At 47.5% G+C, this 24960-nt stretch carries 15 protein-coding genes; 3 read left to right on the plus strand and 12 right to left on the minus strand.

Annotation, left to right across the window (positions count from 1 at the left end; genetic code table 11):
• Positions 1-110: 110 nt before the first annotated feature.
• Genes H7A02_08205 through H7A02_08215 form a run of 3 tightly spaced genes read left to right on the plus strand, consistent with a single transcriptional unit; the run spans position 111 to position 5891 of the window.
• Positions 111-3467, plus strand: coding sequence for a mechanosensitive ion channel (locus H7A02_08205; protein MCP5172230.1), 3357 nt, complete (start codon positions 111-113; stop codon positions 3465-3467).
• 59 nt (positions 3468-3526) lie between these two features.
• The gene (locus H7A02_08210; GenBank protein MCP5172231.1) at positions 3527-4483 is read left to right on the plus strand and encodes a zinc transporter ZntB; all 957 of its coding nucleotides are present in this window, start codon (positions 3527-3529) and stop codon (positions 4481-4483) included.
• Between the two features lie 28 nt (positions 4484-4511).
• Positions 4512-5891, plus strand: coding sequence for a class II fumarate hydratase (locus H7A02_08215; protein ID MCP5172232.1), 1380 nt, complete (start codon positions 4512-4514; stop codon positions 5889-5891).
• Between the two features lie 206 nt (positions 5892-6097).
• On the opposite strand, the gene H7A02_08220 is transcribed toward H7A02_08215, so the two are convergent.
• From H7A02_08220 to H7A02_08275, 12 genes are all read right to left on the minus strand, one after another.
• Positions 6098-8485, minus strand: coding sequence for an MMPL family transporter (locus H7A02_08220; protein ID MCP5172233.1), 2388 nt, complete (start codon positions 8483-8485; stop codon positions 6098-6100).
• A gap of 29 nt (positions 8486-8514) precedes the next feature.
• Positions 8515-9453, minus strand: a complete 939-nt coding sequence (locus H7A02_08225; protein MCP5172234.1) for a hypothetical protein — start codon at positions 9451-9453, stop codon at positions 8515-8517.
• A gap of 105 nt (positions 9454-9558) precedes the next feature.
• Positions 9559-10917: a DUF1329 domain-containing protein gene (locus H7A02_08230; GenBank protein ID MCP5172235.1), complete on the minus strand. Its 1359-nt coding sequence runs from the start codon at positions 10915-10917 to the stop codon at positions 9559-9561.
• Positions 10918-10941: 24 nt separating this feature from the next.
• Entirely contained in the window at positions 10942-12864 is a 1923-nt protein-coding gene (locus H7A02_08235) for a DUF1302 domain-containing protein (protein MCP5172236.1), read from the minus strand.
• Between the two features lie 345 nt (positions 12865-13209).
• Positions 13210-14211, minus strand: coding sequence for an NAD(P)H-dependent glycerol-3-phosphate dehydrogenase (locus H7A02_08240; GenBank protein MCP5172237.1), 1002 nt, complete (start codon positions 14209-14211; stop codon positions 13210-13212).
• A gap of 90 nt (positions 14212-14301) precedes the next feature.
• Positions 14302-16665 (minus strand): 1-acyl-sn-glycerol-3-phosphate acyltransferase, encoded by a 2364-nt coding sequence (locus H7A02_08245; GenBank protein ID MCP5172238.1) that lies wholly within the window; start codon positions 16663-16665, stop codon positions 14302-14304.
• Positions 16666-16814: 149 nt separating this feature from the next.
• Positions 16815-17648, minus strand: coding sequence for a lysophospholipase (locus H7A02_08250; protein MCP5172239.1), 834 nt, complete (start codon positions 17646-17648; stop codon positions 16815-16817).
• Positions 17648-19183 carry a DUF3336 domain-containing protein gene (locus tag H7A02_08255; protein MCP5172240.1) on the minus strand — a complete coding sequence of 512 codons (1536 nt, stop codon included), beginning with the start codon at positions 19181-19183 and terminating at the stop codon, positions 17648-17650. Before H7A02_08255 ends, H7A02_08250 begins: the two co-directional genes overlap by 1 nt.
• Entirely contained in the window at positions 19183-20664 is a 1482-nt protein-coding gene (locus H7A02_08260) for a wax ester/triacylglycerol synthase family O-acyltransferase (protein MCP5172241.1), read from the minus strand. The genes H7A02_08255 and H7A02_08260 overlap by 1 nt, the downstream gene beginning before the upstream one ends.
• Before the next feature lie 4 nt (positions 20665-20668).
• Positions 20669-22273 (minus strand): HAD-IB family hydrolase, encoded by a 1605-nt coding sequence (locus tag H7A02_08265; protein ID MCP5172242.1) that lies wholly within the window; start codon positions 22271-22273, stop codon positions 20669-20671.
• Between the two features lie 296 nt (positions 22274-22569).
• Positions 22570-24102: an AMP-binding protein gene (locus H7A02_08270; GenBank protein MCP5172243.1), complete on the minus strand. Its 1533-nt coding sequence runs from the start codon at positions 24100-24102 to the stop codon at positions 22570-22572.
• Between the two features lie 84 nt (positions 24103-24186).
• A complete protein-coding gene (locus H7A02_08275; protein MCP5172244.1) occupies positions 24187-24951 on the minus strand; it encodes an enoyl-CoA hydratase/isomerase family protein in 765 nt (254 codons plus the stop codon).
• Positions 24952-24960 lie beyond the last annotated feature (9 nt).

Consider the following 24960-nt stretch of genomic DNA (forward strand, 5'->3'; position numbering starts at 1 on the left):
AAAAATACACCGTATAACGGGTATATTGTTAGCAACGTTGTTCAACACCATTCATCAACACTGGTGAGCAAATAGCCTGTTTACAAGAGTCATCCCACACTTGAGCCGCTATGAATAAAACCTTCACAACACTGCCGCCATTTCGTATTTTCAAAAACATTCTTCGCCTGATGCCCATAGCGCTGGCGGCCATGACTATGACTATCACTATCGTTAGTCAGGTTGTGGCTGACCGTACACATTCCCCCGACGTGGCGGAAATTAAAGTGCTGATCGAGCAGGTCCAAAATCAGAGTGAATTAACCCAGCCAGAAAAATCATCAATCCTTGATCTGCTCGATCAGGCCATTCATCACTTGGAAAAGCGTGACCAGTTTATTGCCGAAGGCCTTGAATATCAGAAAGCACTGCTGCAAGCACCAGAAAAACAACTGGTTCTGCAAAGCCGGATTAACAATTTTCATCAAAAAAAACTACCTGAAAAACTCACCTCGGCAACATTTTCAAAGCTCGAAACAGCCGCCAGCAGAGAAGCGTTTTTATTGACTGAAAAACGCCAGCGCTATAGCGAGGTTGAAGCAGCCATCGCACAGGAAAAAGCACTGGACGGACAGGCACTACTTGGGCAACTGCAAGTTGAATACAGTACAACCCTTGAGGCCCAGAACAAGATAAAAGTCGATGATGGGCCATATAACGCGCTGTCAATCAATATTCAGGCAAAAGCACAGCGTATAACCGCACGAATCAATATGCTTGAGCACCGGTTAGCCAGTAAAGCCGTTCGCCTGGAATTACTCAATACCGAAAAAAACCTGCTCGAAATGGAAATAGAAGGTGTCGAGCGAAGGATCGCCACTCTGCAAAATATCATGGCCGATCACAGGCAAAGTGAGGCTGACCGTGTTGTGACTTCGGCCAAACTGACTCTTGAACAGATACCGGAAGCTGACCAGACGCTGGTAACAAGAGCTCAAACCAACCTCCAGCTTGCGCTGGAACTCAAAGAGCTGATGCGTAATCACGATGGTATCCTTACCGAACTGGAACAACTCGGCCGAAACACCAAACGGTATGAACAGCGCTATGCCAGTGTTACAGAGCAACTAAAAATCACCCAGCTCGAATCATCTCCCGAGTTTGGTGCTGCTCTGCGCAAACAACGCGACAACCTGATAAATGTTTCGGTAGCAAAACAGAAGCTCAAGCTATATGAAGAAGCGCTGACAGCAGTCAGGTTGGCTCAATTCCGAATAGACAGTCTGCGCGAAGCCGCCCTCTTCAGTCACACTAATCTGCCCCAAAACCTGTTCTCTGACAGCGAAGTACTAAGCAGCAGAATTACCACAGAGCACGAAAAAGCACTGAGCTTATTGTCAGCGGGGTATGCCCGCTATATCGATGACCTTAGCCAACTGATTGCGCAATCACGACAATTAATTGAACAAAGCAAACGCTATGCAGACTTGCTGAACCAACAACTCCTCTGGATGCCAAGTGTAACCAGGCTTTCAATCGCCAGTCTCGCGGGTAGCTGGCAGGCACTTCCGGATATGGTAAGCAATGCACGCTCGCCACAGGCATTAAGTGCTATAAAGGAACGCATAAAACAATACAGTTTTGTGCTGGTGTCCGCGTTCGTTGCCTTTCTCGCACTACTCAAAATACGGCTTAAACTTATCGCCAATCTGAGAAATATCAGTCCCAACGTCAGAAAAGTAAAGAAAGATCACATATCACTCACCATCAAAGCGATATTTTTCACTGCTTGCCTGGCAACACCGATACCCTTGATGTTCTACTCGGTTAGTTACGCAATACATGTCGAGTACCCCTTTTGGCAATCACTGTCTGTTTCACTGGAGTACGGGGCCGCCATTTTGTGGGGCATGTTATTTCTGCAAGCCAGTCTCAAAGATCGGGGACTTATACCTGTTCACTTCAGATGGGATACCCATCTGCAAAAATCCCTTAAGCCGAATATGCAATGGTTTATCTGGTGCTTTTTCACACTGACAATAGCTGCTCTCATTACCGAGACTTATGGTGAACCTGCAATCAGAGAAGGACTGGGGCGTGTCACCTATATTATGGTGTCCTTTACAACAGCTATCTTTTTTCTGCGCACCTTTCATTTAAAGGATATTCTGAAACCCAGGCGGCCTGTCACCCTGCCGGCAAGAATCATCCCGGCTATCGCAATACCGATGTCTGTGTTCCTGATAGTACTCTCATACCTGGGGTACCAATACACAACCCTTGAAATGGCAAAATACTCATTGTTATCCCTCGCCACCCTTATCTTCTGCCTGTATCTCTACGGTACCGTGCGCCGCAGCTTTTCAATTAGCGAACGCCGCATTGCGCTGACAAGAGCACAGGAAAAACGAGCAGCACATGCGGCTTCCTCAGCAGCAAAAATCGATCTAAATGAGCACCCTGAAGAGGCATTACCCGCTGTCGATGTTGAAGCTATTGACCTGCGAACCATCAGCAACCAGACCAATCTGCTATTAAAAATGCTCATCACCATTATTGCAGGCATCATGTTATGGAACATATGGTCCGAACTGTTCCTGGCTTTTGAGCGGCTCGACACCATACCACTTTGGGAAGTTTCCGAAGAAGTCAGCGGAGAGGTCATTTTTAAAGCTATCACCGTATGGGACTTGATGCTAACAATTGCCGTTATTGTTATTACCTTCCTGGGTGCGCGGAATATCCCTGGATTGCTGGAAATTGCCTTACTCAGCCAACTGCCGCTCGCAGTTGGAACCAACTACGCCATTACCACCGTTTTCCGTTATGTGATTGTCATTACGGGCAGTGTTATTGCCTTGCAATTGCTGGGCGCACAATGGTCGAAACTGCAATGGTTAATAGCGGCACTGAGCGTGGGGCTAGGCTTCGGCCTGCAGGAAATCGTTGCCAACTTTGTTTCAGGCATTGTGATTTTATTTGAACGCCCTATTCGTATTGGCGATACCGTTACCATTGGAGACCAGACTGGTACCGTCAACCGAATTCGCATTCGCGCCACCACTATTATCGATCTGGACAGGCGGGAAATTGTAATTCCAAATAAAACCTTTATTACCGAGCGTCTGATTAACTGGTCATTAACTGACCCCATCATGCGCGCAATTATTCGCGTGGGCGTTGCCTATGGTTCGGATATTGAATTGACTGAGAAAACCCTGCTTGAAATAGCTGCCAGCAATACAAAAGTGCTCGATGAACCGAAACCCTCTGTATTCTTTCAAGCGTTTGGCGACAGCACACTGAACTTCGAGCTGAGAGTATTTATTTCCGGCTTTAGCAACCTGGTGCCCGTTTCGCATGAACTCAATACCGCAATTGACCATGAATTCCGCAAGAAAAACATTGAAATAGCCTTCCCGCAGAGGGATATACACTTTGACGGCAAACCCTTGGAAATCAAAATCATTGACCGGCACGATAGCTAGTGCGCTAGACTGATAGAGGGATTCATGGGTAAAAACAATAAACAGGAGCAGGGGTATTCATGAAAGACAGCTGCATCGTACACAACTATCTTTTTGATGGTCAGGGTGGCGGACGGGAAGTTGGTGACGACTACCCGCAAGATGGCAACCTGATACTCTGGACACACATTGAGTACAAACACCCTCAAGCGGTAAGCTGGCTGGAGTCTCAGGGGTTGGATCCACTGGTCGCCGAAACCCTGACCCGTGTCGAATCACGCCCCCGCGCTTTAAGTCTCGATAACGGCATCATTATCATATTGCGTGCCATCAACCTGAACCCGGGGGAAGATGTCGAAGACATGGTTTCACTCAGAATCTGGATTAGCGGTAACCGTATTATCACTCTGCGCCAGAGACGTGTCGTATCCATACAGGATGTAAGGCAAGCGCTTGATAAAGATATGGGGCCCAGCACCGGAGGTGAGTTTCTGGTGATGGTGGTTGAAAGAATAGCTGATCGTATTGGGGAGACAATTGATGATATTGAAGAAAAACTATCTGTCTACGAAGATACTGCCGAAAATAATGATAGCAGTATACGGGGCCGGGTCGGTGCAATGCGAAGAAAAACCGCTGCTATTCGCCGTTTTCTGGCGCCGCAGCGAGAAGCATTAGATGCCGTACATCGCTTGTCCAAAGACTTGCTCAACGAATCCGAGATGTATTGCCTAAGAGATCAAACCGACCGCATGACGCGATATGTAGAAGAACTCGATCTAGCCAGGGAGCGCACACTGGTACTGCAGGAAGACATCATGAATCGCATCGCTCAAGAGCAAAATTCCCGAACCTATCTGTTTTCCATTGTGGCGACGATTTTCCTGCCACTGAGTTTTTTAACCGGAGTATTTGGTATGAATGTCGCAGGTTTACCAGGCACGGAAGATGGACAGGCCTTCCTCTATCTGTCTTGCAGTATGTTAGGTATTGCTATTGGACTGATTATCTATATGCGTTTGCGTCGCTGGCTATAACACAACCCCGTTCGATGTCGAGAAGCTAATGACCCGTATAGAGAAAGACAGCCTGGGAGAAGTATCTATTCCAGAGAATAAGCTTTGGGGTTCCCAAACCCAGCGTTCACTCATGTTCTTCAATATTGGCAGCGAAACACTGCCCTGGGGACTGATCAGCGCGCTGATAAAAATAAAAAAAGCAGCTAGCGTGGTTAACGCAGAGCTAGACCTTATCGACAGCAATATCGCCATACTGATACAGAAAGCCTGTGATCAGTTACTCGAAGAAAAATCACTGGAGCACTTCCCTGTTCGTATCTGGCAAACCGGCAGTGGTACACAAAGCAATATGAACGTTAATGAGGTGATCGCCAATCTCGCAAATACGTATGCAGGCAACAAACCGGGAACCAAAAAACCAGTACACCCCAATGATCACGTAAACCGCGCTCAGTCTTCAAATGACGTATTCCCTTCGGCAATGCACATTTTTGCAAAGCAGCTTATTGATCAACAGCTCATACCCGTAACGGGCAAAATGCTGATTCAGTTAACCGCGCTTGAAGAACAATGGACATCAACATTCATTTGTGGCCGCACGCATATGATGGATGCGCTCCCCCTGACGCTAGCACAGATTGTCAGTGGTTATCGTTATCAGTTTGAGCAAGCTGAAAGCGCCTTGAGAACTGCCAGTGAAGACCTTAACAACATAGCGCTGGGCGGCACTGCGGTAGGCACCGGCGCAAACGCGCCAGAGAATTTTGGCGAACGGGTCTGTGAACAACTTAATCAGCTCTATGATATGTCCCTGCAATCTCACGCCAATAAGTTTGCAGCGCTCTCCAGCCAGGATGAAATTAACCGATGCGCTCAGGCGGTCAACCTGATAGCTGTTGTGTTACAAAAAATGGCCAATGATATTCGCCTGTTGGCCAGCGGCCCGAATTCTGCTATTGGCGAACTGAAATTACCTGAGAATGAGCCTGGCAGCTCCATCATGCCTGGCAAGGTAAACCCCACTCAGTGTGAAGCGCTCACTATGATCTGCATCCAGGTGACAACGAACTGCCAGGCAATTCTGTTAGCTATCTCACAGGGGCAACTACAATTAAACACCTACCGACCACTGATTATTCGAAATTTTGCAGAGTCGGTGACATTGCTCGCAGAAGGGATGAACAGCTTTACGCAACATTGCCTTTGCGGGCTAACCGTTGACAATGCAAGGGTGCAAGAACACCTCGACAAGAACCTTATGCTGATTACTGTGGCCACACCGCTAATCGGCTATGACAACGCCAGCAAAATAGCACGTCATGCCTTGCTCGAAAAAACAGATATTTACACAGCAGCTGAGGCATTGAAGATCATTTCAGCAGAGGAGCTGCACCGCTATATCGCTGAGAAGTTAAGGCATCGCTGAATAATACTGTAATGACTCCGATGCGGGCTTTCTGTCTATGGACAAGGCCCGCCAGAGGAATTTTTCCTTAACCGGGGTTGTAACCCGGATCCACATAACCCAATGAGAATAAGGAATCCATCCTGAAGGGGCTAGCCTCTGGCTGGAATACAAAAAAGGAGCCATCAGGCTCCTTTTTTGTTAGATCAACTTTCTATCGCAGAAAGTTACTTTTTCTTCTTTGCATAGTGATCATCACCGACAATATAAGCGGCCAGTGCAGGCATGAGTAACACCGCACCAAACAGATTCACCATAAACATGAAGGAAAGCAGAATGCCCATATCCGCCTGGAATTTCAGTGTAGAGAATGTCCAGGTAGCAACGGAAATAGTCATGGTTACTGCTGTAAAGGTAGAAGCTGTACCCCTTTGCACCAGCGCTTCCTTAAATGCCTCCTGAAGGGTCATGGAAGCATCTTCCATCTCATGTTTAACGCGTTCAAACAGGTAAATACCGTAGTCCACACCTACACCGACAGCAATCGCGATCACTGGCAATGTATTGACCTTCATACCGATATCAAGAATCGCCATGGTTGCGTTACACAACAGCGTTACGATACCAAGAGGGATAATGATACACAGCGTCACCCTGAATGAGCGGAAAGTCACCAAACAAAGCAAGCCAACCGAAGCAAACAGGGTAAAGTTAACCCATTTATCGGCAGCGTGAACCACTTCGTTGGTAGCAGCCATGACTCCCACGTTTCCTGAGGCCAAACGGAAAACCACTTCGTCATCATCGTTCTCTGCCTTGAAGTCCTTAATAGCAGCGACAATGCGACTAATAGTGGCCGCCTGGTGATCCGAGGTATAAATGGAAATTGGAATGGCATTACATGCGGGATTGCGGTATTCAGTTCCCAGGCGTGTCGCAAAACCTACGCCTTGAGCAATTTGTGGCACGGTTTCCGGCAACATACGCCACTTAACCCAACCTTCAGCGAAATCCTGAGTGACGGACTTAACGAAGTTACTCAGGCCACGAACAGCAATCACACCGTCCTGCTGGCGCATTTCATACTCAAAGGCTTCCATTTTGTCCTGAACACTGCGGTTCACACAGGGGGCATCGTCGCCTTGGGCTTCTACGATGACCTGTAACAGATCAACCCCCAGGTCAAAGTCGGTCGTAATCCGCTCAACATCTTGGTTGTAACGAGATTTCGGCCAAAGTTCCGGCACACCTTTACCCTGATCGCCAATCTGCAGGAATTGATAGTGATAAAGCCCGAAGATTGTCAGCACAATTGAACCGGCTATTGGAATGAGGCCGCCCTTGCGTGAAGCCAGTGGAGCCAAAGCTGTCCAGAGCCCTTTCCCTGCGGTTTCTTTGCCGCCGAGCTTCTGTGCTGTTGAGGCAGAAAAACGCATGTAAGACAGCAAAATAGGCAGCAACACTTTGTTGGTGATAATCATCACCGTAACACCGATCGTTGAAGTAATTGCCAGTTCACGGACAATTTCAATATCGACAACGGCAATAACCATGAAACCAAGTGCATTCGCCAACAGAGCAGTTGCTCCCGGAACAAACAGCTTCAGAAAACAGTTCCGCGAAGCCGTCACACCGTCACAACCGGCAAGGGTTTCCAGTTTCCAGGCATTTGTCATCTGCACGGCATGGGAAACACCGATAGCAAAAATCAGAAATGGCACCAGAATTGACAGAGGATCAAGGCCGAGTCCAACCAGAGGCAAAATACCCAGCAACCAGACTACCGGCACAATGGCAACAACAAGAGCCCAGGCTGAAAGCATCACAGAGCCTGAATACCAAAGCAACAATAGCGCAGTCAACACAAATGCTATGAGGAAGAAAAACCCAACATCATTTGCAGACCCTGCAATATCCGATACCGATTTCGCAAACCCGATAATGTGGATAGACACTTTGTCATTCTGGTATTTTTGACGAATGTCTTCCAGCTCGGCACCAATCCGGCGAAGATCATAGCGCTGGCCTGTGACGTGATCTTTCTCACCAAGAGTGGCTATGACCATGGTGGAAGTCATATCAGCGGAAACGATTCGCCCCACCCAGTCAGATTTGAGAATGTTGATTTTTACCTGTGCCATTTCTTCTGGCGTACCGGTAAAATCCGCAGCAACCAGTGTCCCGGCTTTAATGCCATCCTCTACGATTTCGTTATAGCGAACTTCAGGGCTGTAAATCGACTTCAGGGAACTCCTGACAACCCCTTTGATATAAAAGACTTCTTCGGCAATGTCCTTTACCGTCTTCATAATATCTTTCTGAAGAATAGTGCCTTCTCGCGCTTTAACTGCAATCAGAATCTTGTCTGCACCGCCAAAAACACTCTGATAATCCTTTAGCGTAGCCATGTACTCGTGGTTATAAGGAATCATCTTGGTAAAGCCCGCGGACACCTCCAGATGCCTGGCGCTATAACCCAAAAAGACAGTGATACCAATACAAATCAGTAACAGCGGAAATCGCCAGTGAAAAATAGCGAAAGCTGTTCTGCCAATCCAGTCACGGGAAAACTCATCTGAAGTAAATTCGCCGTGAATCTTTTCGTTATTACTCATTCTATTCTTCTCCCTCAAACGTCACGACGTTATTTGCTCAGGTCTAGAAAACCGGAAATCAGCACACCTACGTAGATTATCGTGCCATCTTTTGCCTGCTGAATAGCAGACAGAGGGGCCCTTAATGGCAACTCTTTCTTACGGAAAGTTCTACCATTATCTTCGCTTATCAGAAATAGGCCGTTGTTCGCACCAATAATGACGGTACCATCATCAGTCACAAAACCGGTATTGAGCGCATTAATAGTATTTGTTTCTATTTTCGTCCAGGAATCAGCATCATCGGAGGAGATATAAACATTACCACGCATGCCGTACACCAGAATGTCTTTATTGGCCAATTCAAGAGCACCAAAAAAAGAACCTTCATAAGGTGACTCTAGCTCACTCCAGGTTTCGCCCATGTCGGCGGACATACCCATCGAGCCAGCCTCGCCGACAAGAAGTAAAATACCATTGGTTTCAATAACCTGCGAAATGTGCCAATCAAACCCTTCATATACGACTTCTTTCCGAGCCCAGGTAAGGCCCTGGTCACTGGATTCGAAATACATGCCAAAAGCGCCGTAAACAATAATGTTACCGTTGCTTAGAACATTTGCTCCCAATAGCGAATCTCCACCTGTACCTTCAAGGTCGATTCGATTCCAGGTATCGCCCCCATCAGCCGTGCGGAGTAAAACTCCACCATGCCCTGTGGCCACACCAATCTCAGTATTTAAAAACACAATTTTTGTCAGTGTTCTTGTAGTTGGCGCGTTAATCAGCGTAAGGGTTTGACCATCATCTTCTGAACGAATAATGACGCCCCTTTCCCCAACTGCAAAAAGCTCATCACCATTTCGGACGAGATCAAGCAGCATCATCCTTTCCGGGTGAACTACTTTATCTTGATCTGCCACTGCCCCGGAAATCGAGGTCAAAAAAATGGCCGCTGTCGCCAAACAACTTAATATGAATTTTTCCACGGCTATACTCCTCCCGCCAAATAACCCTATCGTGTAAAAAAGCAAATAGGTAAAAACAAAAAAAAGACCCAGGCTTTTTCAAGCCTGAGTCTTACTACACCTAAATTACCTTGTTCCTCTACGACGGATGGCACTAGTCTGGAAGTCGGCGTATCTGCCTTTTTGGTTGAACACGAGAGCAGGTTGCTTACGCTCATTATCTAGCTGACTGGCGATAAATGTGCCACTGACAAGATCATGCACCAACATAGCTCTATGAAACATGACATCCGAATCGTAAACTTGCATTAGGGGGTCGGAGTAAACTCGCCATAAGTTATCGCGACTGTCATAGGCATCAGCCAAAACAACCATCCAGCTATCTTCATCGATATAGAAGTTCCGCGTTTTATAGATATGGGACATACCATCTTTCAGGGTCGCCTGAACCTCCCAAACACGGTGCAATTCGTAGCGCATCAAATCCGACTTCAGATGCCCTTTATCCAGCATATCGTCATACTTCAGCTTAGTATCACTCAACTTATAGGCGTTGTAGGGGATATACATCTCTTTCTTGCCAACAAGCTTCCAGTCATACCGATCCAATGCGCCAAAAAATCCCCACCAGTCATCAGTAATACGCATGCCCTCGGTGCCATCATCAATATTGTCATAGGCTAGATCCGGTGCTCGGCGTACCCGACGCTGCCCGGCATTATAGATCCAGGCTCGACGTAACCCCTTATTCCTGTCAATCGTGTCATGTACAAGATAAATGGTTCCCACCAATGTTGCAGGGGCATCATATTGTCCAAAATAGTAGAAGAGGTCATTATTATCTTTGATTTTATCCATATTCGGCGTCTGGATTACATTTTGACAATATCCGACCCTGTAATAACCACCGCCCGGTTGAACGGGTAACCAGTCCGCACATTGATCAAAACCGCCATACCAGTGCAACATATTGTTGTACATGACCTCTATGCCTGTTTTGGGTATCGGGAAGGGAATACCGGGCTGGCTATAGCCTTCCAAAGATTCTCCATCAACACTCGTTTTTGTCGCTAACTCCTTAGTATGGTCATACACCGCTTGTGGATTAGCAAAAGTACGATGACTCTTGTAAACCGGCAACTTAAATGTGTCCGGGTACTGTTTCATCATCGCGATCATACCGGCATTCAACTTGTCCTCGTATTGCTCGTAGTTACTGGCATCAATCACAAACAAAGGCTTCTCACCGGCAAACGGATCGATGTAGCCCTGTTCCGGAGTCCAGCCAGCGGGTGGCTCTGTCATACCACCGTCCCAGGCTGGAATAGTACCGTCGGCATTACCCGCCTTAATTGCGCCAACAGGCGTCAACTCGTTACCCAGCTTGGCAATTTCCTCAGGAGACGCACCGGCGAAAGCACCGGAGGCCAGGCCTACCGCGCTTAAGGTGGCGCCTATCAGCGCCATTTTCTTAATCATCTTCATTTTAACCTTCCTAAATTCTATGTCTTAAAAAGTCACGCCAAAGGTAACGGAATAGAAGTCACGGTCACGCAGAGTATCGAAGTCCGCATTGTCACCAAAGATGGCATAGTTGAAATCAACGGTGTACTTCTTGAAGTATTCAAACTTCAGCCCCAAGTTGATAGCAGTACGATCTTCGAGAATGGCGTTGTCGACAGAATAACCTTCAACATCGTGCGACCAGAACAGGCTGGGGAACATAGTCAAACCATTCAGCAACACATTGTTGTATTGGAGTCGCAAGCTAGCACGGTAACCCCAGGCAAAATTGGTGGTATAGCCGCCTGCGTCGTCACAACCGCCGTTATTTCGAGCCGATGCACAAAGACTACTGGTATTCCCATAGCCTACATTTGGCCCGGCCCCCCATTGGAAACCACGGTTATAACGGTGAGACCCATCTTTATTACTGATATCAAGGTCATTCCACTGCCAGGCAGCTTCGGCAACAAAGAGATACTGATCTTCACCAAAAATACCGCCAAAGATATCTTTGCCCACTTTCAATGCATTAATTTGGAACTGGGTTTTATCCGTTAGGTCGTATCCGTGGTAAATCGTCGGATTATTCTCTGAGCGCCCCTCGATAGCGGCCTGCGTCACCAGCGCGCCGACTTCAGCGGCCAATGGGCCGGCTCCAAAAGAGCTATTCAACAGGTCATTGCCATCCAGCTGAGCTGGTACATCTTTATGGTGAGTCAACTCAGCAGAGACAGACCAACCCCAAGGGTTACCCGCATAGCTGATACCGAAGATCTCGACATCTTCCACATATTCCCAAAGAGAGTTAAAGCTCACACCAGTACCCATACCCATAGACGGGTTGGTATTGGGATTTCCGTCATCAATCGCAAAAGCCAAGCCCAGAGTTGACGTACGCATATGAATTTGCGCAGCATAGAAACCAATTTCGGCATCAGTAAACTCTGGACGCCAGTAGTACGCAATACCAAACTGTCCATCATCATCCGGCGCATCAACATCAATCGTTCCATAATAAGCTGGAGCAACCACACCAGCAGGCCCTGATCCTCCTGGAACCAGAGTAATGGCGCTACCACATGCATTAGGACTGCGCGTTAGGTTACCAACCGCTGCACTCCAGTAGTTACCACAACCCGCTTCAATGGGCGTTTCACGCCATTTCCACTGATAGAAGGCTTCAATAGTATCGCCATTAGGCAAATCCAGGCTGGCGGAGATCATCTCTGTTGGGAGGAATACCTCTTTCAGTTCAGCACCGGGTTTGCGAAATGAAGGCACATCAATCGGCACCATAACATTCACACCCTGAAAGTATAAACTTTCACCCCAGTTCAGCACCTGCTTACCAACGCGCACCTGAAGAGCACTGTCACCGATATAAAAGTTACCGTAAACAAAGGCATCCAGAATTGAGGTGCCATCAAACCGCAACTCCTGATCAAAACCATCGTCAGACAGCGGTTCGCGATCTGTACTGGTGTCACCATTTAGCGCAAAGTTATTGAAACCATTTGGCTGGTTACCGTAATTCACATCTTCTTCGTTCAGGGTGTAGTCATACCAGGCTTTGGCACGCAGTAGGCCGCCCCAGTTATCTTTACTAAATTCTACTTCGGTAATAACTTTGGCCAAGGTAGAAAAACGATCGCCTTTATCGTAGTTAAGGTTACCCTCGTCGACAACATTCGGCTGATAGCCATCAGGTTTTCCGGTGAGAGCACCATTTTGAGGACTGTACAAGCCCTTATCCTGCCTCTGTGCCCGGATGCTGGTACCTACCGATATACTGGTGGTCCAGACTGCATTGACACCACCGATTTGAAATTCTGTAACAGCAAGTGCATCACTTGCTATCCCCCCGACCAGTGCTGCAGCAAGTGCATTTGCTGCTACAACGGACTTAGCTAGACGCTTTCGCACCATAGTTCCTCTCCTATTATTACTGTTAATCATTAATTATTTGTTGTTTGCTTTATTCTGTAAAAAACCTGTTTTACTTATTGTCAGTCCCTTTCGTCTCTGGCCAGCATTCTGCGTGCTGGTTGTTACTTCTTTGTTACTACCGTTGCGGCCTTCAGAATCAAACTGACACAGCTGGCCTCAACGTTACGGTAAGGCACAAAATAAAAGTACGATACCTTACTAATCGCATTAGCCTAACCGACAAACATCAAGAGTACAAGAAATAGCTTACTCCTCCCTATTAGTCGCGGTCGCAGCGTTACCTTTCTACACACAACAAGCCGCACGAATCAAATAGCCGAAGCACTAACCAGACTGAGACTCAGCCCTGGCCTCGGTACGCAACAGTCCCCTGAAAGCATATTTGGCCTTTGTTTCTTTATTAATGACCTGATAAACCTCAGCAGCAATAGGCATTTCTATCTGATACTGCCTGGCGAATTTCATCACTGTTGGAGCGCTTTTAACACCCTCGGCCACCATAAACATGTCAGTGGTTATGTCGTCAATGCAGCGCCCTCTGCCCAGCTCGAAACCCACAGTGCGATTCCTGCTTTGCTCGCTGGTACAGGTTGCCAGCAGATCACCCATGCCTGCCAACCCGGAAAAAGTAGCGGCTTCGCCTCCCATGGCAACGCCCAGCCTGGAAATCTCAGCAAGACCACGGGTGATAATTGCGGCACGGGTATTATCTCCGGCACCTAGACCATCGCCCATACCTGCGGCAATCGCGATAATATTTTTAAGTACACCCCCCAGCTCACAACCAATCACATCATGATTGGTATAGACACGAAACAGTCCACTGTGAAAAATGCGTTGTACCACCTTAACGATAGCCGCATCTTTCATGGCAATGACACTGGCCGCCGCAGAGCCAGACATGATTTCCCGCGCCAGATTAGGGCCGGTTAAAATACCTACCGGGTGACCGGGCAATACTTCCTGCACAATCTCGCTCATTCTCATGCCTGTTGATACCTCCAGCCCTTTAGTAAGGCTGATAACTGGCACCCAGGGACGTATATTGGGTTTGATATTCTCCAATACCGCACGAAAACTCTGGGAAGGTATCCCCATCACGATCAGATCTGTACCCGATACGGCTTCCTCCAGGCTTTCGGTAGCTCTTAACGTTTTATGTAACGATGCGCCAGGCAGATATTTATTATTGGTATGAAATTGATTAATTTCGTGAACGGTTTCTCCATCTCGAGCCCAGAGCACCACATTGGCGTTTCGCGCCACAAGCGACGCCACCGTGGTACCCCATGAGCCACCACCAAGCACACTGACATTAAAACGCATTCCACTACCCCCAACTGAACAACCCAACACTTGAGAATGCTGGATCAAATAACAAACTTCGGTACAAAAACAGTTACCCTATTATCTGTGTTATATATGCCCCTGCACGGCCAGCGACAATGCTTTCTCATACCTTCTGGCATCAGAAATAGAGGCAAGAATACGTGTATTCGCCCGCAGCTCCAACAGCTCGTTGTAAAGAGCCTGCCGCTCTTCTTTAACCGGCGAACCAACCCCCAGCAAGTTTTTCCCCCTGGCAATTTTCACTGCATTTTCAAAGTAATTCTGCGAGACAGATTCTTCACAATGAATGCGCTGCTGCAAAACCCCCTGTTTACCCAGAGCCAGACTCTGTTTGATCAGCGCGTTTATATCCACCTCTCCTTCTTCCGGCACCATGATCAATGCCCGGGCAAACACCAGGTAAGCTTCAATAAAGGGCCTCAGGGTACCGTGGCCTATCAATATATCCATTGTCGGTAACATTTTGCGTATCGCCTCCCGACCATCCATAACCATCTCACGCCAGTCTTTTATTCGCTTGTCAAACTGACCTTCCAGCAATGTCAGAAACTGCTCGGACCCCTCAAAGAAAAATTCATATTTCATCAGATCCCGTATGCGAAGTGCTTCCTGACGAAACTCTTCAATAGCACCGTCACCACTGCTTTTTACAGCCATCAGAGCCAGCTCGCCTATTGCTCCTGTAATAAAGAACTGAATCAGTCCGTTGCGGTAGTAGGCTGCAATTCTTGCTCCGCCATAAGGAATCATGTAAAGCACATCAATCCCTTCTTCCGTAATATTAATCACTCCGGTGGCGGCCAACTGATCCAGGAACTTCTGAAGTATTTCCGGTGTAATGTTTTTTGCTTCTTCCGTCATGGGGAATTGATAAATCGCAACAAAAGCCAGCAAACGATTTATTTCATTGGTGAACTGCGAAATGGAAATTGCACGATGCCCCTGCTCCAGCAATACAAAGCATATCAGCGAGTTAACGGTAATCGGGGTAACATTGTTAACATCCACCGCCAGATCAAAACCCAATTTCTGCATTTCCCACCTCTCCATAGTGGGACAGGGGGAGGCCGAATGAACGTAATCACTGACCTTTATACCTTTACCAAACCTGATATGAATCTTGCCGTGAGGGTTTTTCAGCCCCTTCAGGTACTGCATGAACCAGAAAGCTGACTCCGGCCTCTTGTCCCCACCAGCCTGCAAGTCATCGTAATCATAAACTTCTGGAATCTGGTCGTAGACAATGGAGATCGGCATGATCACCAGATCAGTATCGTCTTCCCGCAAGTAAGAGCTGATCACATAGTTGATAAGACCAAATCGGGGAGGCATTAATTTGCCGGTTCGAGAACGCGTTCCCTCTAGTGACCACATGAGCGGAAATCGCTTTTCCCCCAGATAATCAATGTAGTTTTTAAAAACTGCCTTATAGACTTCGTCACTACCGAACGTTCGCCGGATCAGGATAGCACCCGCTTTTCGCAGCATCGCTCCCAACCCCATAAAGCCCATATTAATACCGCCAAAAGTATGTACCGGTGGCAGGTTCATATCGTGAAAAAATGTGTACAGGAGGAAGCCGTCCACATGGGATTTGTGCGTAAATACAAACGCCATAGGACGATCGGCAAGGAGCTCGTGAACCCGGTCTATATCTTCCTTAAGAAAATCCAGTTGTTCATCAAATCCTCGGGTGTACATAAACCGACCGAGCGCTGCCACCAGATCCAGTCCTTCTGGCGTGGGCGTCGCGGCCATTTCCTTCAAGCAAGCGGCTGCTTCCTCTCGAATCTCGTCAAATCCTTTTTTCGACGACTGGCTGATTTCCTCAAGCGCCTCTTTCAATTGAGGCCGACCCAGAACCTCTTCGTCAATCATCCTGGGAATCTTGTAGCGAGCGCCCTTGATACCACGTTCCGTGCGCTCCAGCGCCAATAATGCAAGTTTGGCAATATAGCGAGGCAGGTCCACATCTCGCGGCTTACTTTTGAAACGTTTATCTATTTCATCCTGAGACGCCCCTTTAGCTACAACTATTTCATAAGGGCTGGCATTCTTTTTTTTCAGATAATTTTTCAACTGCAGCTTTTGGCGAACAAGGCCCGGAGTCCAGCCAAACCAAGGAATGGCATCAACCAAGGATGCCGCTATATTCTCTTTTGCCAGGGGATTCGACCACCAGGTAACCCGTAAAGGAATGAAATACTGTTGCTTATCTTCGGCAAGAATTTTTTTAATTGCATGACCATTTTGCGCTGGAGTTTTTCCGGACCGAAGCGAGAGATGAACAATGCGCGCATCAGGCACCGGACAATGTTCCCGAATATAATCTTCAAGTAACTGTTTTTCCATGCCCGTTTCAACATCAAGCAGAAAAACAATCTCTCCGGCAAATTTTTTTGGCCAGACATTCTTCAATCTTTTTGCCATTACCATCACCTGGTTATTTTTTTTATATGTGGCGTGTGCATACACCTGCCAAACAACTCTACACCCTTATTTTTTCAATCACATTGAGCAAGGACAAATCTTGATTGCGATAAAAGCAAAATAACGGCATAAACCTCTACAGCTTGATTTTACTCCCTGTCCGTTAACCAGTTTTCAATATCAGCAAACACTTCGTACTTTTCCTCTTCAAGAAAGATTTCATGATAAAGGCCATCGTAAACTTTCAATGTTTTGTCGGATGAAGACACCCGCTCATAAAGAGTTTCAGAGCCATCCGGCGAGGCAAGCAGGTCACCACCACCATGCATAACAAAAATGGGAAGCGTTATTTCAGAGGCCCGACGCAATCCACGATTGGCCGCATTGACAATTTCAGCCAGCAATCTCGCTGTTGCTTTACCCCTGTAAACAAGAGGATCGTTTTCATAGGCAAAAACGACTTCAGGGTCGCGGCTGACAGCTTCACCTTCGAGTTTAATAAGAGGCACCTTGGGGCACACGACTGAAAAAAACTTTAATACTTGCTGCTGTATCGGACTGATTACCTGCCCAACAGAAAGAGCCGCGCCGGATAACAGGCACCCCGCCAATCTTTCCTGATGCTTGAGCAGGTAATTAACGCTAATGGCTCCCCCCATGCTATGACCGACGAGGAAAACCTTTTTACCAGGAAGATCCTTTGCTGCCCTGTCTACAAACTGATCCAAAGCAGTTACAAAATCATCAAACCGATTGACATAGCCTCTCTGACCTTCGGATCTGCCATGCCCCTCGTGATCCAGCGCATAAACAGCGTAGCCTTTGTCAGTAAAGTATTCCACAAAGGGCAAGTAACGGTTACTGTGCTCCCCCAGCCCGTGAGCAATCAGCAATACTGCCCTGACTTCATCATCAGGGAGCCAGCACTGGGTATACAGCTTTTTGCCATTACCTGAGAGCAATGTACCTGTTTGATGGTTCATTACCCCGCCCTCACTACAGAGACTCTCGCGCTACGCGCTTTGGGGGAACTGGAAGCCTTTGACACTTTTGATTCCCTGGTAGGCAACCGGGGCACTTCGTGAACGAGCGCCATCTCCAGATCATGAACAATATTATCCAGCGTTCGACTAATTTTGGTTTGAAGGCGTATTTTCTCAATCTGCGGCCAAGTCGCCCGCTCACCATGCTTGATCATTTGGAGAATTTCTTCGCTACTGGGTTGCATCAGCATATACACAGGGTTGTGAATCCTCTTGGGCGGGAGAATATTAATATCCCCTGTATAGGTTTGAGCAAGAACAGAGCTGCACAATGTAAGCAGTCGACTTGAAGTTTTGTTTAAGTTCATTGGCCTGTCAATCAACTTGGCAGCGGCCAGCGCCCACTCCTTGCTTGTATTTTTTAAAGTTTGTTTAATCAACCCCCACTCGGAAGTAGAACTGCTATCAGTCACAAAAGGAAGAGCCAGTGGGTTTGTCTGGCTGACAATCGTGTGATTAACACCATACAGGCGCATAACCCGCTTAATGGGTAAATCATCACTGACCGAACCATCAATCCATTTCCGCGAAGGCAGGTAGGGTTTACGCTGGCCATTTTGGTCCTTAGCAGCCAACGTTACTGCGGGATAAAAACCTGGTAATGCAGCAGAAGCCAGCAACGCTTCCCTGATCATGACATTGGGTGAGGCAATGTCGTTCAGCAGCCTTGATGTCTGGTGTTTCTCGGCAGGCGCCACTGATACATTTATATGAATACCGGTAAGTTCAGCTGCTTCCTGAAAAGTGATATCCGGAATAAGGCGCTCGAAAAAGTTTTCAACCTCTTTTGATGACACCTGGGAAAACCTGTTCAAAAAACCTTTTTTGGTCAGATTCTTTTCCCTCTCCACTTCCATTTTCAGCAGGTCAGGATCGAAAATTTTCTTTAAATCGCCACCGGAATGACAGCCAACAATTGCCGCAACAATTGCCCCTCCGCTGGAGCCGCTAATCACCGAGGGAAGAATATCTTCTTCCCAAAGAGCCTTAACAACACCCAGATGAAAATAAAACAATGACCCCGAACCACTCAGCATCAACGCAGAGCGGCCATAACAATGACTGGCGCGATGAAAAAACTCCAGTTTGTTTTCCAATGAAATTGAATCAACTTCAGGACTCGCAAGGTATTCCAGAGCAGAGGAAACTTCTTCCACATAATCCACAATCAACTGTTTGGTACCAAAGTGGGCCTTTTTATACAGCACGCCCTTGCCCATGCCACCCATATTGCCGTGAATACCTTCATTCAACGCAAACAGCAGCCCCTCGTCGTCACCATTGGCCCTTAACTCCCGGTAAGTATCAACACGCTTTCTGATAGCGCGGTAATCATAGAGGTCAGAGCGTTCCTTCACTTTCCAGATATCTGCACCATCCACCATATCCTGACGAATAGCCAGTTTCTTCCACTCTTCATAATTCTCTGTTTTGTTCATCTCGGCTCTCATTAACTTCGTAAGGTACCAGGACATCACTGCTTACCACCACTAATCGATCTTACCGGTGAATTTTTACGGGGCTTTTTTCTGCTTGCCGCCATTGCCGACTTCTTCAGTTCGACAACAGAGGCCTCCAGAAAATCTCGCAACCTCTCCATATCGGGAATAATTTCCCTTGTTGATGTCATACTGATTGTTATTTTGCCGTTATAACTTAGCGCGACAAAAAACAACCCCATGCCTTCGCCTAGCGGGGTCATGCCATATTGATGGAGGCTCTGGGCTCCCTGCATATATAGCGGTGTTTGCGGACCAGGCACGTTCGAAATGGCAAAATTGCACAACTTCGCGGTGACACCCGAATTGATAATAATTCGACTGGCCAGAGCAAGGGTTGCGCCTGGCATACTTTGGGACACATCCGTCATTAACCGTGCAGAAATGCCCGATTTAGCGGCCTTGCTCAACTGGGTTTGGTAGGTAATTTGCGCCAGCCTCTCAATAGGGTTCGCCATATGAGTACATAAATCGGTTGTCATGGCTGTAATCTGATTACCTTCGCCAGAGCCTGACTCCGGCCCCTGCTTTCTGGTATTTATTGGCACCCAGGCCACTAATGGCTCTTCAGGCAATTCCTTGTGATAGGAAAGATAACTGCGAATCGCACCACTGCACACTGCCAGCACGACATCATTAATCTTGGCACCATCAACAGATTTCTGAATGACTTTAAAGTCATCGAGAGCAAACTCAGCCGCATCAAAAATTTTCTGGGGAGAAACTTTTTTATTCAATCGGGTAAACGGAACCTTGAACTTTTCCCTAGCTTTTTCGGAAGGTGTAACAGCTTTCGCCAGCGCCGGGAAAATCATCGGCGCGGCACGCCACAATGTCTGACCCATTCGTATCGGGGAATGAAGATGATTGTTGACAAACCGCTTCCACATCTCATCAGGTGTAGGGGCTTCTCCAGCGCCTTCGGCAACTTCGGAAATATCAACAGCAGGTGTGCCATTAACATCAATATCACTCAGGCAGCCGAAAAATTTCACCATCGATGAACCATCAACGGCCGAGTGGTGAACTTTAGTGATCAGTGCGAAGCTGCCCTCTGGCAAGTGATCCATGCCAACCAGATTCTCCACAATATGCATTTCCCACAAAGGCCGGTTCATATCCAGTGGCCGGGAATGAATCCGCCCCATCAACTCACAGAGTTCGTGCCACCCCCCTGGCGCGGGGAGCCGGTGCAGGTGCAAATGCCCTTCCAAATCGAAATATTCATCGTCAGCCCAATAAGGAAAATCAAGATCAAGAGGCACCCTGACCAGTTTGCGGGTAAAAATAGGGCTGGTATGGAGTCTCGACTGCACATGCGCCTTAACCAGCTCAAACCGGCTTTTTCTGGTCTTTTTTTCAGGTGGCGCAAAAATGCTCGCCATGACAACATTAGAAAGATTCTGGCTGTTCTCCATATAGAGAAATTGCGAGTCCTGGGCATTGAGTTGCTTCATGATACTATTCACCTCCATGAGGCTGCTTGGATTGAGCTCCCTTCTTTGCCGATCCTTTACCTTTGCCTGTCGGCTTGGGCTTGGCTCCGGGTTTTCGTGATTTACCTGAAGGTTTCCCTGTTGCATTGCCAGCCGTGCCTGGGGCTTTACGGGACCGGCTTGTTTTAGCAGGAACGGATTCCTCGTCAAAACCCAATGACTTGAGAAACATGTTCCGCACCACGGCAATATTGGTGTCGAGATCGTCAACAGTCCAGTCTGAAGTATCTACCGGTGGCAGCACTTCCACTTCAATTTTTCCCGGGCGGTAGGCAAACTGACCTTTCGGCTGAATATCAATAGCATTGTGGATCACTATCGGCAGTATTGGCGCTTTTGCCTGCATAGCCACATGGAAGGCTCCCTTCTTGAAAGGTCCGGGCTTTTTCGTTTCCGAGCGGGTACCTTCCGGAGCAATGACAACATTGCGGCCTTCAATAGCCAACGCATCCACCAGAGGCTGCATTGCTTCGATGGCACTTTTGCTGTTGGCCCGATCAATAGGAATAATACCGGCAAATTTATAAGCATTAGTCAGCAATTTGAACCGGCTCATCTCTTGCTTGCCAACCCCTGAAAAGTTATCTCTTAGCAACTTCATCATCACCAGACCATCGGCTTGGCTTTGATGGTTAAAAACAACCAACACCGGCTGCTTTTTCCAAAGATTTTCCGGGTTTCGCACATGAAGCTTGGCGCCGATAAGCGCAAAGGAAAGTTCGGTGAACAATGACAGCATAAAACGGCGCCCATCATCCCTGGAGCCATTCAGCTTCCAAACGCCCATCCCAGTGAAATAAGACGCAATCAGAGAACCGTAAACACCTATACTGCGCATATATTGCATCAGACTGGGCTTGCCTGTGCGGGCAAACTCCTGTACCGGCCAGCCTTTTTCAGAAGCCCTGGTGCGCAAACGCTCATTTGGATTCACAATCCGCGGGAAGCCGACTCGCTCAAGTGCTTCCATATCGTCGTCACTATCGGTATAAAAACAGCTTTTGGACAAATCCACTCCGTGCTCTGCCGCAAGCGACTCCAAAGCAATAACCTTGCCTTCACCCCAACAGACCGGCCTTAAAATACGCCCGGTAAATTCACCATCTTCAACTTCATAATTTGAACAATAAATATGCTCGACACCCAGATCACGAGCCAGCGGCTCTACCTGGTAAGGCGTTGCAGAGGAGACAATCGCAACTGTATGACCTTTCTTCAGGTGCGCTGAAATCAGCGCTCTAGCCTCAGGGTAGACAATCGCTTTTATATAATCTTCGTAGACTTCTTCACTGAACTGTTGGTAGTCATCCTCGCTGACTCTGCTCAGGACTTTTGCACCGACATCCATCAAACCGGAGAAACCAACCATACCCAGTTTGTAATTAGCAATAGTGGCAACAACTTCAGCTAGCCCCAGTGGGGTTATATGACCTTTTTTAAGCTGCTCCCGGAGGAAAATAAACGCGGAAAAACCATCGATTATTGTACCATCAAAGTCAAAAATGGCCCCTGAGTCTGGCCCAGCTGGCATCTCACCGATATGGCGAGTAACGTGTTCATAGGTGTCCATAGCTTTTCCGGCACATTGATGTATTTCTTGCAGTTTACCTCCTGCCGACATTTGGAAACCGGCTTGAGGGCAACTACCCCATCATAACTCGAACTGTATAGCGGACTCTAGCAGTTAAGATCTCTGGGATTAACGTAGAGGTCTTAAATATAACAGAATTTATATTAGCAAAAAGCCACGCATCATTAATACAAAAAAATGAAGCGCGGCTTTCATCCAATCCTAATTTGAAATAGCCAGAGAATTTAGCGTAAAAAATCCAAAAAAATACGCTAACCATCTGCTCTTGAAAGACTTTATACGTTTCTCTCCTGACCATCCCAGTAAGGTTGACGCAACTCCCTTTTCAACACCTTCCCTGTACCGCCGAGCGGCAGTGCCGAAAAGAAATCAACCGATTTCGGGCATTTATATCCTGCCAGTCGCTCTTTTGCGTAAGTGATCAATTCGTCTCCGCACTCTGAATAGCCTTCATTCAGCACTACGCAAGCCTTGACTTCTTCACCCCAGCGTTCACTGGGAACACCAATAATGGCTACGCGCTGCACCGCTTTATGCAAGGAAAGGCAGTTTTCGACTTCAGAACAATAGACGTTCTCACCACCAGTAACAATCATATCCTTGGCGCGGTCAACAATATACAAAAAGCCTTCTTCATCACGATAAGCGACATCGCCAGACTTAAACCAACCATTATCGTAGACTTCAGACCATGCTTTCGGCTTGTTCCGGTAACCTCTGGAAATACTGGGAACACGAATCCACATTTCACCAGCCTCACCATCAGGCAACTCAACACCGTCTGGAGTCATCACCTTAATATCGATCAGCGGCAACGGTTTACCACAGGAAGTCAGGCGTTTCTCGTTAGACAAGTCATGCTCCTCAGGGCGCAGCAGCGTAATAGCGCCGCCGCTTTCTGTCGAGCCATAGAACTGCATAAACCGGCAAGGCATAAACTCCAGAGCCCTCTTGATGACGCCAAGGGAAATCGAGGAACCGGCATAAACCACTTCGCGAATACTACTGAAATCACTATCTGCGGCGGCAGGATCCTCAATCAACATCTGAATCATCACTGGTGCGACAGCCAGGATAGTGGGCTTCTTGCTTTGAATTTCTTCGAGCACCAACTTCGGTGAAAAGGCTTTTACAACCGCAATGGTGCCACCATTAAAGAGGGCCTGGATCGTCAGACCAATACCCAACAAATGAAAGTTTGGCGCAACAAACAGCAGCGTATCATTATCATCCCAAGTGTAAGCGGGCTCAAAATGTTCGCACATCCGCATCAAAATGATGCCGCTGTGCATAAACTCCACACCTTTCGGCTTCCCGGTAGTACCCGAGGTGTAAAGAATCCAGGCCAGATCGTCCAGACCGCACTCCAGCATTGGGTCTTCGTCGCTAAACTTGCCAATCCATTCCCGAAAGGGGTTGCTTTCAGGCACGCCGGGCGTGACAAACTTTGTTTGCAATTTAAAAGGCAGTAATTTGTTTACTGCCGCCCAGGTTTCAGACAACTCGGAATTAACAAGACCCATCGCAGGCGTTGCATCTTCAAGAACGCCCTGCAATTCCTCAACAGCCAGCCGCCAGTTCAACGGAACAAACACTGCAGACGCTTTGGCGGCCCCCAGTAATGCGATCAGAAAGTCGTCAGAATTACTGCCGTAAAAAACAACACGGTCTCCCGGTTTGACACCTGCGTCAATCAACCCATTGGCAAACTGATTTGTCATCTTGTCCAAACAGGACATACTGATAACATTATTTTCAAACAACAAAGCGGGTTTGTCCGGATAATTCCGGGCGTTATAACGCGTCATGTCCGCGACGTTTCTAACTTCTGGATAGGGCCACATATCTACCTCTAATACTTTTTCAAACAGATTGTTATAGTTATCGGTGAATCACTTATCAATTATTTTTTGCATCGCACTCAATGCGTCTTCGGATCTGGCACACTCAACCATACCTAAAGCCTCCATCTCTAACTGGGTTTCAAGAGATTGATTGAAAGACGTGAGCAACAACCGACGCATACGCCCATATACTTCGGTCGGCCCCTTTGCCAGTTTGTCTGCCAACTTCATACAGTGGTCTTTCAGCTGCTCCTGCTCGACCACCCCGTTAATCAACCCATTTTCAACTGCCTTCTCAGCGCTCCACATTTCATTCAGGAGCAAAAACTCGGTTGCCTTGCGACTGCCAACCCGTCTTGGCAGGTAATGGGAAACACCGGTATCACCACACAAACCAACACCGGCAAAAGCAGCATAAAACTGGGTTTTGGGTGTAGCGTAGACAAAATCAGCACCGGCAATCAGTGCAAGCGCTCCGCCAACTACCAGATTATGAGCAGCAACAATAACAGGTGCATCATTTCGGGCAAATCGGGCCACACCCATATGAAGGTTTGCAGTCATACGCTTGAACTTGGCAGGTAGTTCTTCCGGTTTTACAACAAATTCCTTGATATCACCACCAACGCTGAAGTTTTTTCCAGCGGCATCAATAAAAACAGCACCGATGTCACTATTCTCCCCACAAAGAACGGAGAGTTCATTAAACTCCTCACAAAAAAGCGCGTTAAACGGATTGCCCAGCTCCGGCTGATTTAAGCGGATGTGTGCAACATTATTCGCAACAGAGAATTCAAATGCTCGAAATTCCATAACTCTTCC

The sequence above is a fragment of the Pseudomonadales bacterium genome, assembly GCA_024234435.1.
Taxonomy (GTDB): Bacteria; Pseudomonadota; Gammaproteobacteria; order Pseudomonadales; family Porticoccaceae; genus JACKOF01.